The sequence below is a fragment of the Nonomuraea sediminis genome (assembly GCF_018531495.1).
GTDB lineage: Bacteria > Actinomycetota > Actinomycetes > Streptosporangiales > Streptosporangiaceae > Nonomuraea > Nonomuraea sediminis.
In genome coordinates this window covers 370,914-386,786 of sequence record NZ_JAHDTI010000004.1, presented here as the reverse complement: position 1 = coordinate 386,786, position 15,873 = coordinate 370,914, and the positions used below count along the sequence as shown (strand labels likewise).

Genomic DNA, 15,873 nt, shown 5'->3' with positions numbered 1-15,873 from the left:
GACAGCCGGGGCGTAGACATGCTCACATGGTAGCCATACGGCCGGCCTATGACGATCCGGTTTTCCTGACCGAGGCCAGGGCCTCCTCGAGCCCGTCGGCCCCGGCCCAGGCCACGTAGCCGTCGGGCCGGATCAGCAGCGTGTCCGCGGGCGGGTCCGGCATCTCCGCACGGACCACGTCGATCCCGATCGAACCGGCCACGCCGCCGGTGAAGTCCACCACGAAGGGCTTGGCGGCCCGCAGGAGCTCGGCGCCCACGCCCAGCTCGGGGACGAGCCGCCCGACCAGCGGGTGTGCGGCGGAGCCGTACCTGACGTCGGACCCCTGCAGCACCTCGGCGAGGTGCCGGCGCGGCCCGTCGTAGGCGAACAGCTCGGCCAGCAGGCCGCGCAGCGCCTCGCCATCCTCGCCGTCGAGCCGGCCGAGCGCGGCCTGGGCCCGGGTCTGGCGCAGCGCGGCGGCCCCGGCCGGGTGGCGTTCGGCGTGGTAGGTGTCGAGCAGCCCGTCAGGGGCGGTGCCGTGGACGGCGGCGGCCAGCTTCCAGCCCAGGTTCACGGCGTCCATCAGGCCCACGTTGAGCGAGGATCCCCCGGCGGGGAACAGGTGGGCCGCGTCGCCGGCCAGGAAGACGTCGCCCCTTCTGTACTCGGTGGCCTGCCTGGCCTGGGCGACCGTGCGCGAGACCCAGATGGGCTCGCCCAGCTCGACGTCGGTGTCGAGCACCCGGCGCAGCGAGTCCCGTAGCTCCTCGACGGTCATCGGGCCCGCCGGCTGGGCGCCCTTCTCGCGCACGCCGACGACGAAGATGCCCGGCTGCAGCGAGGTGACGATGGCCTGGCCGCGGGGCGTGTGCCGCCACTGGCCCGCCTCGCCGAAGATGCCCTTGGCGCGCACGGACCTGAAGTGGCCGAGCCGTACCACGTCCTCTTCGGTAGTGCCGGGGAAGTCGAAGCCGGCCAGCTCGCGCACGGTGCTGCTCGCGCCGTCGCAGCCGACCACGTAGCGGGCGCGCAGGTCGTCGAGCGAGCTCACCTCCGCGCCCCATTCGACCTGGATGCCCAGCTCGGCGGCGCGTTCCTCGAGAATGCGCTCGATCTGCGGCTGCTGTACGGCCAGCAGATCGAGACCCACGTCCAGCCCGGCGAAGCCGACGGGCACGCCGCCGAACGGGAACCCGGGCGGCCTGCCCGCGTAGGAGGCGGCCTTCTCGAAGCGTTCGAGCAGCCCGCGCAGGGCCAGCACGCGCACGATCTGCCCGCCGAAGCCGTTGGCCTTGGGCAGCGCGCTCCGCTCAGGCCGCTTGTCGAGCAGCACCGGCCTGACCCCGGCCAGGCCCAGCTCGCAGGCCAGCATGAGCCCCACGGGGCCCGCTCCCACGATCACGATCTCCATCTCGTCCATGCCTGTCAGGCTAGATTGACAAAACGAAGCCTGTCAATCTAGCCTGACAGCGTGGACATGGGAGAACTTTCCGAGCGCATCAAGTCCAACGACCCGGCCATGGGCCTGCGCGCCGTGGGCGCGCTGCACCGGCTGGCCGAGCAGGTCGAGGCCATCTCGGTCGCGCTGGCCAGGGAGCAGGGCTGGACGTGGGAACAGATCGGTGACGCGCTGGGCATGTCCCGCCAGTCGGTGCACGCCAAGTACGGGAAATGAGGTCCACGGTGAACCCCTTCTCCACGGCTGTGAAGGCCGCACTCGACGAGGCGCGGCAGCGCGGCGACCGCCGGATGGGCACCGAGCACCTGCTGCTCGGCCTGCTGCGGGACCCCGACTCCGAGACCGCCCTGGCGCTCGGCGTCCCCCTCGACACCGCGCGCGCCGGGCTCGAGGCGCTTGACCGGGCGGCGCTGAGCGCGATCGGCATAGACGTCGGCGAGGTGCCCGATCGGCGGCCGCGCAAGCATCCGGGGATACCGGGCACCAACTTCACCTCCAGCGCGCGGGAGGCCGTCAACCAGGCGCTCAAGGCGACGACGATGCGGACCCGTAACAAGCAGGGGCCCAAGCACCTCCTGCTCGTGCTGCTCGACCAGCAGCCGCCCGACCCGGTGGCCGCGCTGATCGACGAGCTCGGCGTGGACCGCGCCGAGGTGCGCGCCCGCCTGGCCTGACTACCTCCCCGGGCGTAGCGCGAGAGGCGGCGCGCACTCCCCTGGTCGGATGGCAGGAGGGGCCCGCTGTCCGATTCGGCGGCCATGCCTCCGGAGCGATGCTGAGGAGCATCGGACAAGGAGGACAGAGACATGAACGCACTCGCGATGGCGCACTGGGGCTGGGGCTGGGGCGGCGGCTTCTGGCCGATCATCCCGCTCCTCTGGGGCCTGTTCTGGGTCGCCGCGGTCGGCCTGGCCCTCTGGGCGTGGCGGCGCGGCGGTTGGGGGCCGCTGCGCCGTACCCCGGCGGGGCCGACGGCGTCGGCGGAGCAGATCCTCGCCGAGCGGTACGCGCGCGGCGAGATGAGCGACGACGAGTACTTCCAGCGCATCTCGGTGATCAAGGGAGGCTCGTAGTAAACAAACTGTGACTGGCCGCACCCGTCAGGCGACGTTACGTTGCGACTATGCAGGCGATCATCGCCCTGCTCGGCAGCGGGCTCGCCGCCGGGCTGGTGGCAGGCACCGCCTCGTGCACCGCCGTCCAGGGCGGGCTGCTGGCGGGGGTGGACGGCAAGGTCGGCTGGTTCCTGGCCGGCAGGCTCGGCTCCTACACGCTGGCGGGGGCGCTGCTCGGCTGGCTCGGCTCGGTCGTACGGCTGCCGCCGCCGGTCAGGGCGGTGTCCCTGGTCGCGGCAGGGATCGTGGTGATCGTCTTCGCGGTCAGGCTGATCAGGCGTGACCGCGTGGACTGCCCGGCGCCCGCCAGGCCGGGGATTCCCGTGCTCGTGGGGGCGGCCACGATCCTGGTGCCGTGCGGGGTCACGGTCGGCATGGAGCTCGTGGCGGTGTCCAGCGGGTCGCCGCTGGGCGGGGCGGCGGTGATGGCCGGGTTCGTGCTCGGCTCGGCCCCGGCGTTCGCGCTGCTCGGCTTCCTGCTGCGGCGGGTGTCGCGGACCAGGCTGGCGCGGGTCGCGGGGGTGGTCGCGCTGGCCGCGGGGGTGTGGACGATCGGCTCGGGGCTGAGCCTGGGCGGCTGGCTGCCCGAGCCGGCGGCGCCCGCGGCGGCCACCGCGGGCGGGAGTTCGGCCACGATCTGGGCGACGCGCGAGGGATACCGGCCCGGGTTCGTCGCGTTACGTGCGGGAGTGCCGGTGACGCTCGACTTCCGGCTGGTCGACCGGGGATGCACCGGCACGGTCACGATCGAGGGGCGTGACTACGCGTTGCCGTCGATCGTGCGCCTTCCTCCGCAACCGCCGGGCACGTTGCGGTACGTCTGCTCAATGGGGATGTATGCGGGCTTCATCCGCTTCGCGCAGTGACGCCGGGTCCCAGCCCGCCGTGCCCCGCACGATGCGGAAGGCCGCCGCGGCCAGCGGCTCCAGCCCCGCCACGTCCACCTTGTCGACGGTGTCGGCCGAGTCGAACAGGTACATGGGGGCCGACAGGAAGTGCACGAGCGGCACGCCCTCCGGGTGGAAGAACGCGCCGTCGGTCGGCGGCATCGGCGAGAAGACGTCCGGCGGCAGCACGAACGACCTGCGCAGGTCCTCCGCCTCCAGGCTCTGGCAGACCAGCCGCTCGAGCTGCGCCGCCCGCGTGGTGAACCACCAGCGCACCTCGGGATCCGCGGTGGGCACGAGCCTGCCGTCCACGCCCTCGCAGCGCAGCGCGGCGTGCTCCAGGTGCACCTGCAGCACCACGTCGGCCAGCAGGTCGCGGTGCGCCTCGATGAACGCCCTGGTCCCCGCGGCGTGCGCCATGTGCCCGGAGGTGAGCAGGAAGAGCAGGTTGTGCGGCCTTTCCTCCTGCGGCACCCGGGCCCAGCGGCGCGCGGACTCCAGCACGAGCGCGATGCCGGTGGCGTCCTCCACCGCCGACGCCCACGGCCCGTCGTGATGGGATCCCACGACCACCCAGTACGGCGAGCTCCCCGGAAGCGTGGCGACCACGTTGTGCGTGGTCACGGTGTCGCTGACCGACTCGGACACGATCGTGCCCATCGCAGGTAGCCGGTCGAGCAGCGCCCTGCCATCCGCGCCGGAGAGCCAGAGCCCGGGGACGGGCCGCTCGACGGCGTCGTAGGGCACGTAGTAGTCGCGTGTCTCCCACGGCAGGCCGGTCAGCGCCCCGATGTAGCCGGCGGCTCCCTTGGCCAGCGCGGGCTCGAGAACCTCCATCATCCGCGGGCCGAACGGGATCGTCTGCACGAGCGAGTCGAAGACGCCCTCGGGGTCGTAGTACGCGGTGGCCAGCGTCTTGACCAGCGACTGCGGCAGTTCGGTGAAGGCCACCTCCTCGACCGCGAGGTCGCCGGGCTCGGCCTCCTCCAGCCGGGCGAGCCTGGCCCGCAGGCCGGGGGTGGGCGCGGTGAACGGCAGCGGGAAGCCGGGCAGTTCCTCGCCGGTGTCGAGCCGGAGCACGCCGCCACCGGGCCGCCAGCGGGTCACCTCCACCGGCTCGAGCGCCACGTCCAGGCCGAACTCCGCGAGCCGTTCCGCCAGCCAGCGTTCGGTCCACTCGTCGGCCGGATAGCCGGGCCTGCGGATGCCGCGCGCCGTGATCGTCTCTATCCATTCAAGCATTGACATCGGTTACGAGTGAAGCAAATGATCGGTCATCCGTACAAGACAGGGGGCCGAATGAAGCTCATCTCCGCCGTCCTACTCCTCCTCGGATTCCTCACCAGACCGGCGGCCGCCGCTACGATCGAGGCGCACTACGCGGCCGCGGGTCCGTGGGCGGTCGCCACCGCCGACGTGGGCACCGACTACAAGCTCTACTACCCTGCCGACCTGGGCGCGGGCGGCTTCAAGCACCCGATCATCACCTGGGGCAACGGCACCAACGCCACCCCCGCCCAGTATCCGGGCGTGCTCAACCAGCTCGCCTCGTGGGGCTTCGCCGTGGTGGCCAGCACCGACACCACGACGGGCACCGGCGCGGAGATGATCGCCGCGGCCCGCTACCTCGTCGACCGCAACAGCGACCCGAGCAGCGTCTTCTACGGCAAGCTCGACGTGACCAAGGTGGGCGCGGTCGGCCACTCGCAGGGCGCGGGCGGCGCGGTCAACACCGCCACCAAGTCCGGCGGCCTGATCAAGTCCGTGGTGCCGATCGCCCTGCCCGCCCCGATCTGGGTGGGTTCGGGAGACAAGTTCAACGTCGGCCAGCTGACCTCCCCGGTCCTGTTCATGAGCGGGAGCAACGACATCATCATCTCCCCCAACTCCGCAGTGACGAACTACTACAACGCGGTGCCGGGCGCGGCGGCCAAGGCGCTGCTCAAGGGCGCGGACCACAACACCATCCAGGGCACGGGCGGCGGCTTCCTCGGCTACCTGACCGCCTGGCTGATGTACACGCTGCAAGGCGACACCTACGCCAGAGGCGCCTTCGCGGGCTCCACACCGGAGATCAACACGAACACGAGCTGGGAGAAGGCGGCCGAGAAGAACCTCCCGTGACCGTCAGCCCCCGGCCCCCGGCGTGGAGCCCGCCCGAGTCGTCCGGCTCCACGCCGAGCAGGCGCAGGTAGCCCAGCAGCGGCTGGGCGTGACCGTGCAGGTCGGCCACCGGGTAGGCCTGCATCGCCACGCCCAGCCCAGTTCGCCGCGCCGTACAGGATGCGCTCACTGCTCGACCTCGAGCGCGTTCTTGGCGTCGTTCAGCTCGACGGAGAAGACCGCCAGGTCGCCGCGGGCGTGCCGGATGGTGTACTCCATCGGCAGGCCGGCCGCCGTGACCGTGGTGCGCGAGGTGGCCAGCAGCGCCGCCGCCATCGGCACGTGCAGCAGGCCCGCCAGCCGGTAGTCGGCGTTGACCGCGCCCACGGTCTCCCTGCCGGCGGCGGGCACCAGGCCGTACTTCAGCCTGAGCAGGCCGTACAGCGAGCCCGTGAGATCCTCGCCCAGGATGCCGGGGACCAGCGCGGCGGGCAGGTGCGCGCTCTCGATCATGCACGGCTCGCCGTCGAGCAGGCGCAGCCGCTCGACGAACACCACCTCGGAGCCCGCCTCCAGCCCGAGTGCGGGGGCCAGGTCCGGCGTGCACGGCTGCGTGCGCGCGTACAGCACCTGGGCGGTGGGCTTGCGGCCGAGCCTGGCCATCGTCTCGGTGAAGCCGGTGGGCCTGCCCAGTTCCGAGGCCACGGCCAGCGGGGCGGTGTAGGTGCCACTGCCCTGGCGGGCCACCAGCAGGCCCTCCTGGACCAGGTCACCGATGGCGCGGCGGGCCGTCGCCCGGCTCACCCCCGCGTAGCCCATCAGGTCCTTTTCGGGCGGGATCAGGGTGTCGGGCTCGCACTCGGCGATCACGGCGCGCAGGCGTTCGCGCAGTTGGTAGTACAGCGGCACGACGGCGCCGGGGTCCAGGGCGAGGCGGCGTTCCCAATCCATGACGAAAATTGTACGGACGACCGGATCCCTTTGCAGGCTCCAGGTGAGGAAGTCTTCGATTACGCTCCGCTGTCACCTGGTTACGTGCGACGCTGTGCTGAAGTGAGGAGGGCACATGTGGCAAGGGAATTCCGATGTGACGGTGCCCGTGCGGGTCCCCTCCCCGCGGCGCTCTGAGCCCGACGCCGAGCTCTTCGCCGCCGCGCAGGACGGAGACCCGCAGGCGGCGCACCGGCTCGGCAAGCTCTACGCCCAGCGCGGCGACCGCTCGGCCGCCCGCCACTGGTGGGAGCGGGCGGCGGCGGGCGGCAACATCGACAGCACCTACAACCTGGGCGTCTGGCACGAGAAGCACGGCAGCCTGGAGGAGGCCGTCAGCTGGTACGAGCTGGCCGCCGGCACCGGCGACGCCGAGGCCGCGCTCAACCTGGCCACCATCCTGCTCGAGCAGCGCGGCGACCTGGCCGGCGCCAGGAAGTGGTTCGAGGCCGCGGCCAGGGCCGGCTCCGGCACCGCGGCCCGCAGGCTGGCGCTGCTGTGCGAGGACGCGGGCGAGACCGCCTCCGCCCGCGAGTGGCACCGCGAGGCGGCCGGCGACGGCGACCTGACCTCCGCCCACGACCTGGGCTTCCTGGCCTACTCCTCGGGTGAGGAGGAGGAGACCGTGCGCTGGTGGGAGTACGCCTCGCGCGGCGGCCATGCCGAGTCCGCCTACTGCCTGGGCCTGTTCCTGCAGGCCGGCCGCGATCCCGAAGGCGCCGAGGCGTACTACAGGCTGGCCGCCAAGAGCGAGCACGCCGGGGCCGCCTCGCAGCTCGGCGGCATCGCGCTGTCCCGCAGAGACCTGCGCACCGCCCTGGGCTGGTACGAGCGGGCCGCCAACGCCGGGCGGCTGGACGACCAGCGGATGGCCGGGTTCGTCTGCGTGGAGCTGAGCGACTCGCAGGGGGCCAGCCATTGGTTCGGCCGGGCCGCGGCCAGCGGCGACGCCGAGTCCGCCTACAACTTCGGGCTGCTGCTGATCGCCGAGTTCGGCGACCTGGCGGGCGGGCAGCACTGGTTCCGCCAGGCGGCGCTGGCCGGACACCACCGGGCGACGCTGGAGCTCGGCGGGCTGCTGTCGGCCGCCGGGCAGCAGCAGGAGGCCGAGCGCTGGCTGGCCGACCCGCCGCCGCCCACCTGGGACCGGCTCGCGGAGCCCGAACTCACGGCGCGCGCCGAACTGGCCTCCGCGGCCACCGGCCGTCGCGGCGGGGTGCCCCTCCCGGTCCAGGACCTCACCGAAATCCTCGGCACCTGGGACCTCACGACCCGCCCCCTGCGCGACCACGCGGACGTGGTGGTGTGGCTGGCCGAACGCAGCGGCCTCCACCAGACCGCCATCGACCACCTCGCCGCGATCCGCACCACCCTGCTACGCCCCGGCACGTCCCCCTGGCCCACGCCCACGGAGGTCGAACGCGTCCTCTCCACAGCCCGCACCCTCCGCCACCGCCTCAACCTCCCCCAACGCCACCCCGCCTGTTGAGTGCTCTTGTACGGCAAGCCGTGGGAACCGCCGCCCTCCGCACTCCGGCAGAGGGCCTGTGACCGGCGCTTCCGACGAGTCGACGACGGTGACCGACCGTAACGCCGCCCCCCTACCCAGGTCCCGGGGCGCTGTGCCGCACAGGCGTCCGCTGCGGACCCAACGCGCGCCGGGTCGGCGAGACGCTGCACACCGGTGACCGGCGCGCACGTACGGCGAGCAAGCCGACCCCTGGCCACGACGCCCACCCCACGCGCGCCGCGTCGGCGGGACGACACATGGCCGGCACACGGCGGTGGTCGGCGCGCTTGTCCGGCACGCAGAACGAACCCAAGGTCACGACACCCACCCCCGCGCCGGGTCGGCGGGACGGTGTACGGCGAACCCGGCGCGCATCTACGGCGAGCAACCCGGCCAGCGGACGGCGAGCAAGCGGAGCCCAGGGACGCGGGTAGGGGGCGGCGTCGCGGCGGGTCAGCGTCCTCGACTCGCCAGAAGCGCCGGTCACGGGCCCTCAGCCGAAGTACGGCGGGCGGCGGGTCCCGCGGCCTGCCGTACAACAGCGCCTAAAGGGGGCCGCCGACAACAGCGCCTAAGGAGAGCCGAGGCCCTGAAAGCGCCTAAAGAGTGCCAAGGCCCTGAAAGGGGAAGACGCGGTCAGCGCTGGCTGAGGTGGAAGGCGTGGCCCTCGTTGTCGGTGAAGACGGCGGACCAGCCCCACTCCTCCTTGACCGGGGCCTGCGTGAAGTGGACGCCGCGCGCCGAGAGCTCCTCGTGCGCCTTGACGATGTCGTCGGCGTCGAACATGGCATAGTTCGGCTGCTCGGAGCTGAGCTCGGGCCAGTCGGGGCCGGACTTGAACAGGACGAGCCGGACACCCCCATCGGGTGGTGTGACCTCGATCCAGCGTGTGCCCGGGCCGTAGGGCATGTCCGTGGTGACGTTGAAGCCGACCTTGTTCGTCCAGAAGTCCACCGCCGCGTCCTGGTCGTCGACGTACAGCGTGATCTGGCTGACCTTGATCCCCATGTGTACCCTCCTTGGTTATATCCGCTTCGGATATAACCATCGTGGTGCTATCGTGTCAACATGCTGACCGCGGCGGGTTTCCAGGTGCTCCTGGCGTTGGCCAGCGGGCCCGCCCACGGGTACGCCGTCATGCGTTTCGTCGAGGAGATCGGCGATGGATCGGTCAAACTCGGTCCGGGTACGCTCTACCGGACCATCAGCAGGCTGCTGGCCGACGGTCTGGTGGAGGAGACCGAGGAGGGCGACCCCGCCGCGCCGCACGACGCGCGGCGCCGCTACTACCGGCTCACGCCCGAGGGCACAGCGGCCGTCAGAGCCGAGGCCGCACTCCTCGCGCGCATGGTCACGGCAGCACGAGAGGCAGGCCTGGTCCCATGACATCGCTACGGCCCACCGGGCTCAGTCCGCATCTGTTCGTCCTGGACGCCGAGGCGGCGATCGAGTTCTACCGCGACGCGTTCGGCGCGGTGGAGGTGTTCCGCAACACCCTGCCCAACGGGGTGATCCTCTTCGTCGAACTCCAGGTGGGTGACGGCCGCCTCCTGGTGAGCGAGGAGACGCCCGCACTCAACGCCCTTGCGCCGCCCACGCTCGGCGGCAGCCCTGTCATGATCCTCCTCGAGGTCGACGACCCCGACGGCGTCGCCGCCCGCGCCCTCTCGGCCGGCGCGGAAGTCGAGATGCCGGTGCAGGAAATGTTCTGGGGCGAGAGGTACGGCGTGCTACGCGACCCCTTCGGCCACCGCTGGTCCATCACCACGGCCCGCGAACAACTAACCCCCGACGACATAGCCCACCAAACCCCCACCGACCTCCCCTAATGGGTGCCCGCCGGCGGACTCGGGTGTCCGGTAGCCGCCGGCGAGCCGAGCAACCATCCACAGCCTGATCCCAACCAGCACACAGCACCCCACCGCACTGGGACGACGTGACGAAGTACGGCGGGCAACCATCCACGACAGGGCCGCGACCAGAACGCAACGCCCACCGAGAACACGGCCCCCGCGCGCGCGTCGGCGGGAGGGGGTACGGGCGAAACCGACGCGCGTCTACGGCGGGATGGTGGAAGCGCCGCGAACGGAAGGCGCCCACGCCGCCCGGCACGGGATCCCGGACACTCCACCGCCTGGCACAGGCTCCGGGAGCTCCACCGCGCGCCGCGTCGGCGGGAGGGGGTACGGCGCAACCGGCGCGCATGTACGGCGAGCAACACGAGGAACGGGCGCCAGGCTTCAGTGTGTAGCCCGGGGACGCGGGTTCGGGGCAGACCACCGCACATGCGCGCCGAGTTCGCCGTACACCGGCCCCCGACCCGGCGCGTGGAGTGCTCCACCCGTCGGCCAGGCCCGTTGAAGCAGGCGCCGTACTCCGACCCCGTGCGAAGGCAAGCGCCGTAGCCCGGGGCATGGAGACGGGGGCCGCGTGATCGAGGCGCGGGCGGAGAGCGTGAACGGGGGTGGGTGTTGGGACGGAAAGAGGGCCTGCCCGAAGGAGTCGGGCAGGCCCTCTCGGTGTGCCGGGTTAGGCGGCGAGGACTTCCGCGACCGAGGTGTAGGGGAGGGACAGGGCCTCCGCTACCGGCTGGTTGGTGAGGATGCCCGCGTGGGTGTTGAGGCCGCCCGCGAGGCCTGCGTCGGCCTTGAGCGCGTCCTTCCAGCCCAGGTCCGCGAGCTTGACCGCGTACGGCAGGGTGGCGTTGGTGAGGGCGTAGGTGGAGGTGTTGGCCACCGAGCCGGGCATGTTGGCCACGCAGTAGAAGACCGACTCGTGCACCTTGTAGGTGGGCTCGGCGTGCGTGGTGGGACGGGAGTCCTCGAAGCAGCCGCCCTGGTCGATGGCGATGTCGACGAGCACGGAGCCCGGCTTCATGCGGGAGACCAGCTCGTTGGAGACCAGCGTCGGGGCCTTGGCACCGGGGATGAGGACGGCGCCGATGACCAGGTCGGCGGCCAGGACCTCCTGCTCGATGGCGTAGGCGTTGGACACGAGGGTCTTGAGCCGGCCCTGGTAGATGGCGTCGATGAAGCGCAGCCGGTCGACGTTGGTGTCCAGGACGGTGACGTCGGCGCCCATGCCGACGGCGATCTGCGCGGCGTTGAGGCCGGAGACGCCGCCGCCGATGACGACGACCTTGGCCGGCGCGACGCCGGGGACGCCGCCGGGCAGGACGCCGCGGCCGCCGTTGAAGCGCATCAGGTTGTAGGCGCCGACCTGCGGGGCCAGGCGGCCCGCGACCTCGGACATCGGGGCGAGCAGCGGCAGCGCGTTGCCCACCTGGACGGTCTCGTAGGCGATGCCGGTCGTCCTGGACGTCAGCAGGGCGTCGGTGCAGGGGCGGGAGGCGGCCAGGTGCAGGTAGGTGAAGAGCACCAGGTCCTCGCGGAGGCGGTGGTACTCCTCCGCGATCGGCTCCTTGACCTTGAGCACCATGTCGGCCTCGGCCCACACGGCGTCGGCGCTGTCGATGATCTTCGCGCCCGCCGCCAGGTACTCCTCGTCCGTGATGCTCGAGCCGAGGCCCGCGCCGCGCTGGACGGTGACGTCGTGGCCGTGGCGAACCAGCTCGTGCACGCCCGCCGGGGTGGCGGCGACGCGGTATTCGTGGTTCTTGACCTCGGCGGGCACGCCGATCTTCATCTCGGGGTTCCTTTCAGGCAAGATCCGGTACGGCGGGCGGCCCCGCCGTACCGGTTGGAGGGTTTAGAGGCGAGCGGAGGCTTCGGTGAGCACGCCGCGCAGGATGGAGCCGATCTCGTCGAACTCCTTGGGACCCGCGATCAGCGGCGGCGCGAGCTGGATGACGGGGTCGCCGCGGTCGTCGGCGCGGCAGTAGAGGCCGGCGTCGAACAGCGCCTTGGACAGGAAGCCGCGCAGCAGCCGCTCCGACTCCTCGTCGTTGAACGTCTCCTTGGTGGTCCTGTCCTTGACCAGTTCGATGCCGTAGAAGTAGCCGGCGCCGCGCACGTCGCCGACGATCGGGATGTCCTTCAGGCTGTCCAGGACGCCCCTGAAGACCGGCTCGTTCTTGGAGACGTGGCCGAGCAGGTCCTCGCGCTCGAAGATGTCCAGGTTGGCCAGCGCCACGGCGGCGGAGACCGGGTGGCCGCCGAAGGTGTAGCCGTGGGCGAACATGGCGTCGCCGTCCTTGAACGGCTCGAAGAGCCGCTCGTGCGCGATCATGGCGCCGATCGGCGAGTAACCGCTGGTCATGCCCTTGGCGCAGGTGATGATGTCGGGCACGTAGTCGTACTTCTGCCCGCCGAACATCGTGCCGAGGCGGCCGAAGGCGCAGATGACCTCGTCGGAGACGAGCAGCACGTCGTACTGGTCGCAGATCTCGCGCAGGCGCTGCCAGTATCCGGGCGGCGGCGGGAAGCAGCCGCCGGCGTTCTGCACGGGCTCGGCGAAGACGGCGGCCACGGTCTCGGGGCCTTCGAACTCGATGGCCTGCGCGACGCGGTCGGCGGCCCAGCGGCCGTACTCCTCCTCGGACATCCCGGAAACACCAGAGGACTCTTCAGCCCGGTAGTAGTTGGTGTTCGGGACCCGGATCGAGCCAGGCACGAGCGGCTCGAACGGGGCCTTGAACGCGGGGATGCCGGTGATCGACAGGGCGCCCTGCGGGGTGCCGTGGTAGGCGATGTTGCGGCTGATGACCTTGTGCTTGAGCGGCTTGCCCTTGAGTTTGAAGTACTGCTTGGCCAGCTTCCATGCCGTCTCGACGGCCTCGCCGCCACCGGTGGTGAAGAAGACCCGATTCAGCCCGTCCGGGGCCTCCTGCGCCAGCCGGGCCGCCAGCTCGGCGGCCTTGGGGTGGGCGTAGGACCAGAGCGGGAAGAAGGCCAGCTCCTGGGCCTGCTTGGCGGCGGCCTCAGCCAGCTCGCTGCGCCCGTGACCCACCTGCACCACGAACAGGCCTGCCAGGCCGTCCAGGTAGCGCTTGCCGTGAATGTCGTAGATGTACGATCCCTCACCGCGGACGATGGTCGGGATCTCGCTCTGCTCGTAGGAACTGTGTCGGGTGAAGTGCAACCACAGGTGATCCTGCGCGGCCTTGAGGATCTCATTTTCCGGCTGCGTCATCGTTATCTTCCCTCGTGTCTGAACTCCCCACAGTCTGCATGTTCACCAGCGGTTTGCCAAGTGAATGCGTCGCAACACTCTGCAAGAAGTTCGAGATTCGCAGAACCGCTATGTAACAGCTGCGAAATCCGCATGTAGATTTGGCCCCGGGTCACACGGCTTTCCATCGTGCGGAACCTTCTGTGATCCAATGAGATGTACCTGTCGAGAACCGACCTGGGGGACCTTCCCGTGACTCCTGACCAGATCCAGAGCGCCGTCGCGGCGGCGATGCCCCAGGCCGTTGAGGACCTCAAGCGGCTGTCCGCGATCCCGTCCGTGGCCTTCCCCGGGCACCCGGAAGAGCCCGTCCTGGCCGCCGCGGCCGTGACCGAGGAACTGCTGCGCAGCGCGGGGCTGCCGCACGTGCAGCAGATCCCGGTCGAGGGCAGCTTCCCCGCCGTGTACGGCGAGGCCCCCGCGCCTCCCGGCGCGCCCACGGTGCTGCTGTACGCGCACTACGACGTGCAGCCGCCCGGCGACCCCGCCGCCTGGCGCACGCCGCCCTTCGAGCCCACCCTGATCGACGGCAAGCTGCTGTACGGCAGAGGCACCGCGGACGACAAGTCCGGCATCATCTCCCACGTGATCGCGCTGCGCGCCTTCCAGGGCCGGTTCCCCGTCGGCATCAAGGTCATCGTGGAGGGCCAGGAGGAGTACGCGGGCGAGCGCCTCGAGGCGTTCGTCGAGCGGAACCCCGACCTGCTGCGGGCCGACGCGATCGTGGTCGCCGACACCGGCAACCCGCGCGTGGGCGACCCGTCGGTCACCACCTCGCTGCGCGGCATGGCCGCGTTCACGATCGAGGTCCGCACGCTCAACGAGCCGGTGCACAGCGGCCAGTTCGGCGGCGCGGCGCCCGACGCGCTGGCCGCCCTCATGCGGATGCTGACCGCGCTGCACGACGAGAACGGCGACATCCGCGTGCCCGGCCTGCCGCGTGGCACGTTCCTCGGCCAGGGGCCCTCGGAGGAGGAGTTCCGCAAGACGACCGGGGTGCTCGACCAGGTCTCGCTGGTCGGCTCCGGCTCGCTGGCCGACCGGCTGTGGTCCTCCTACGCGATCACCGTCACGGGTCTTGACGTGCCTACGGTCTCCGGCGCCATCAACGCGGTCCAGGCGGTGGCCAGGGCTCGCGTCACGGTCCGCGTCCCGCCGGCCGGCGACCCGAAGACCACGGTCGACGCGGTGATGGACTTCCTCCGGCAGGTCACGCCGTGGGGCGCGAAGGTGGCGATCACGGACTTCGTGGTCGGCTCCGGCTTCCACGCCGACTCGGGCGGCAAGGCGCGCGCGGCGCTCAACCGGGCGATGGAGCGCGCTTTCGGCCGCTCGCCGCGCGACGTCGGTGCGGGCGGCTCGATCCCGCTGGTGAACACGCTGGTCAAGCAGTTCCCCGCGGCGGAGATCCTGCTGTTCGGCGCCGAGGACGAGGACGCCGCCACGCACGCGCCCAACGAGCGGGTCGACCTGGAGGAGCTGCACCGCGTGGCCGCCACCGAGGCGCTCTTCCTCCACGAGCTGGCGCTGGACGCCTAGAACCGATACCTGGTCTGGGCGAAGTCGCCCTTCCTGAACGAGAGGACCACCCGCGGCGCCACCTGGAACACCAGTGCCAGGCCGCCGCCCTCGTGCAGGAAGCCGCCTTCGCCCACCTGGAAGGCCCAGTCGGACCCGTACTTGGCCACGTAGGCCTCCGACAGGGACTTGAGCGTGGCCGGGTCGGTCGCCCGCTCGGCCACGCCCTCGACGACCACGTCGAGGCCGCCGCTCATAGAGCTCACGCCCGTGGTGAGCGCCACGTTGCGGTTGGCCTCGAGGTTGAGCGCCTTGCGCTCCTCCGGTCCGGTGGTGAAGTACATCGCGCCCTCGTGCCACAGCGCGATCAGCGTGGTGACGTGCGGCCGCCCGTCGGGACGCACCGTCGACAGCCAGTACGTCTCCGCCCGCTCCAGCAGCTCGCGCGTCTGCTCCCACGGGGTGGCCACGGCGCCCTCGGAGCTGTAGCGCGCGTCGATTTCCGTGATGGGTTCCATACAGCTGTAGACGGCCGGCGGCTCAGGAACTCATCGCCGGGCGTGGAAACAGTCCGACGAACCGCTCGACGAGCGCCAGGTCGCCGGTGACCGCGCCGGGATCCACGGCCCGCCCCTCGAAGACCAGGGCACGCAGCGTGTCCGCGTCCGTCTCCAGCACGGCGTCGGCGCCGCCCGAGGCCCTGATGAGCGCCAGCCCGCCGGGCGAGACGGACGCCTGGAAGCGGTCGTGGCCCAGCCGCAGCTCCACCACGGCCGCGAAGCCGCGCGCCGCCTCGGCGTCGAAGGTGGACCTCAGCGCCATCATCAGCGCGTCCACGCTCAGCGAGCTCGACGACGTCATCGGCGCCTGCGAACCCCATCGGGCCAGCGCGAACACGACCGGCTCCAGCGCCAGCCCGCGTTCCGTCAGCTCGTAGATCCAGCTCGCCGCCGGGGGCGGCAGTTTGCGCCGCCGTACGATCCCCGAGGCCTCCAGCTCGCGCAGCCGCTGTGACAGCACGTTCTGGCTGGCGGACGACAGGCCGGCGCGTAGGTCGGTGAAGCGCTTGGCGCCGAGCAGCAGCTCGCGCACGACCAGCAGCGCCCACCGCTCCCCCACGTGATCGAGTGCCCTGGCCACCCCGCACGGGTCGTCGTAGCTGCGCATCGCCACCTCTTG

General features: G+C 71.5%; 17 protein-coding genes. 9 read left to right on the top strand and 8 right to left on the bottom strand.

From position 1 onward, the window contains the following. Positions 1-46: 46 nt before the first annotated feature. Positions 47-1,402, bottom strand: coding sequence for an FAD-dependent monooxygenase (locus KIK09_RS21620; RefSeq protein WP_214321083.1), 1,356 nt, complete (start codon positions 1,400-1,402; stop codon positions 47-49). A gap of 57 nt (positions 1,403-1,459) precedes the next feature. On the opposite strand from KIK09_RS21620, the gene KIK09_RS21615 reads away from it, so the two are divergent. The 4 genes from KIK09_RS21615 to KIK09_RS21600 all read left to right on the top strand — a co-directional run bounded on the left by KIK09_RS21615 (position 1,460) and on the right by KIK09_RS21600 (position 3,422). After that, a complete protein-coding gene (locus KIK09_RS21615) occupies positions 1,460-1,657 on the top strand; it encodes a helix-turn-helix domain-containing protein (RefSeq protein WP_214321635.1) in 198 nt (65 codons plus the stop codon). Further along, positions 1,654-2,115 (top strand): Clp protease N-terminal domain-containing protein, encoded by a 462-nt coding sequence (locus KIK09_RS21610; protein ID WP_214321082.1) that lies wholly within the window; start codon positions 1,654-1,656, stop codon positions 2,113-2,115. Before KIK09_RS21615 ends, KIK09_RS21610 begins: the two co-directional genes overlap by 4 nt. A gap of 132 nt (positions 2,116-2,247) precedes the next feature. Then, positions 2,248-2,514, top strand: a complete 267-nt coding sequence (locus KIK09_RS21605; protein ID WP_214321081.1) for an SHOCT domain-containing protein — start codon at positions 2,248-2,250, stop codon at positions 2,512-2,514. Positions 2,515-2,564: 50 nt separating this feature from the next. Further along, on the top strand, positions 2,565-3,422 hold the full coding sequence (locus KIK09_RS21600) for a sulfite exporter TauE/SafE family protein (protein WP_214321080.1): 858 nt from the start codon (positions 2,565-2,567) through the stop codon (positions 3,420-3,422). Here the strand turns inward: KIK09_RS21600 and KIK09_RS21595 are convergent. Next, a complete protein-coding gene (locus KIK09_RS21595) occupies positions 3,381-4,685 on the bottom strand; it encodes a M28 family peptidase (RefSeq protein WP_250573538.1) in 1,305 nt (434 codons plus the stop codon). The genes KIK09_RS21600 and KIK09_RS21595 overlap by 42 nt on opposite strands. A 57-nt stretch (positions 4,686-4,742) precedes the next feature. Between KIK09_RS21595 and KIK09_RS21590 the strand changes: the two genes are divergently transcribed. Beyond that, positions 4,743-5,567 carry a poly(ethylene terephthalate) hydrolase family protein gene (locus tag KIK09_RS21590; RefSeq protein ID WP_214321078.1) on the top strand — a complete coding sequence of 275 codons (825 nt, stop codon included), beginning with the start codon at positions 4,743-4,745 and terminating at the stop codon, positions 5,565-5,567. Positions 5,568-5,732: 165 nt separating this feature from the next. Here the strand turns inward: KIK09_RS21590 and KIK09_RS21585 are convergent, their stop codons facing one another. Next, positions 5,733-6,497, bottom strand: coding sequence for a GntR family transcriptional regulator (locus KIK09_RS21585; RefSeq protein ID WP_214321077.1), 765 nt, complete (start codon positions 6,495-6,497; stop codon positions 5,733-5,735). 115 nt (positions 6,498-6,612) lie between these two features. On the opposite strand from KIK09_RS21585, the gene KIK09_RS21580 reads away from it, so the two are divergent. Further along, the gene (locus KIK09_RS21580; protein ID WP_214321076.1) at positions 6,613-8,025 is read left to right on the top strand and encodes a tetratricopeptide repeat protein; all 1,413 of its coding nucleotides are present in this window, start codon (positions 6,613-6,615) and stop codon (positions 8,023-8,025) included. 657 nt (positions 8,026-8,682) lie between these two features. Here the strand turns inward: KIK09_RS21580 and KIK09_RS21575 are convergent. Next, a complete protein-coding gene (locus tag KIK09_RS21575; protein ID WP_214321075.1) occupies positions 8,683-9,054 on the bottom strand; it encodes a VOC family protein in 372 nt (123 codons plus the stop codon). Between the two features lie 60 nt (positions 9,055-9,114). On the opposite strand from KIK09_RS21575, the gene KIK09_RS21570 reads away from it, so the two are divergent. Beyond that, on the top strand, positions 9,115-9,432 hold the full coding sequence (locus KIK09_RS21570) for a PadR family transcriptional regulator (protein ID WP_214321074.1): 318 nt from the start codon (positions 9,115-9,117) through the stop codon (positions 9,430-9,432). Next, entirely contained in the window at positions 9,429-9,875 is a 447-nt protein-coding gene (locus KIK09_RS21565) for a VOC family protein (RefSeq protein WP_214321073.1), read from the top strand. The genes KIK09_RS21570 and KIK09_RS21565 overlap by 4 nt, the downstream gene beginning before the upstream one ends. 700 nt (positions 9,876-10,575) lie before the next feature. On the opposite strand, the gene ald is transcribed toward KIK09_RS21565, so the two are convergent. Together ald and KIK09_RS21555 are read right to left on the bottom strand one after the other, a co-directional pair. Then, positions 10,576-11,691, bottom strand: coding sequence for an alanine dehydrogenase (gene ald / locus KIK09_RS21560; RefSeq protein ID WP_214321072.1), 1,116 nt, complete (start codon positions 11,689-11,691; stop codon positions 10,576-10,578). 63 nt (positions 11,692-11,754) lie between these two features. After that, positions 11,755-13,137 carry an aspartate aminotransferase family protein gene (locus KIK09_RS21555; RefSeq protein ID WP_214321071.1) on the bottom strand — a complete coding sequence of 461 codons (1,383 nt, stop codon included), beginning with the start codon at positions 13,135-13,137 and terminating at the stop codon, positions 11,755-11,757. A gap of 231 nt (positions 13,138-13,368) precedes the next feature. Here KIK09_RS21555 and KIK09_RS21550 point away from each other — a divergent pair, with 231 nt between their 5' ends. Further along, positions 13,369-14,715 carry a dipeptidase gene (locus KIK09_RS21550; RefSeq protein ID WP_214321070.1) on the top strand — a complete coding sequence of 449 codons (1,347 nt, stop codon included), beginning with the start codon at positions 13,369-13,371 and terminating at the stop codon, positions 14,713-14,715. On the opposite strand, the gene KIK09_RS21545 is transcribed toward KIK09_RS21550, so the two are convergent. Together KIK09_RS21545 and KIK09_RS21540 are read right to left on the bottom strand one after the other, a co-directional pair. Continuing rightward, positions 14,712-15,212, bottom strand: a complete 501-nt coding sequence (locus KIK09_RS21545) for a pyridoxamine 5'-phosphate oxidase family protein (RefSeq protein ID WP_214321069.1) — start codon at positions 15,210-15,212, stop codon at positions 14,712-14,714. The two genes, KIK09_RS21550 and KIK09_RS21545, sit on opposite strands and share 4 nt — an antisense overlap. Before the next feature lie 22 nt (positions 15,213-15,234). After that, the gene (locus KIK09_RS21540; protein ID WP_214321068.1) at positions 15,235-15,861 is read right to left on the bottom strand and encodes a winged helix-turn-helix transcriptional regulator; all 627 of its coding nucleotides are present in this window, start codon (positions 15,859-15,861) and stop codon (positions 15,235-15,237) included. Between the last annotated feature and the right edge of the window lie 12 nt (positions 15,862-15,873).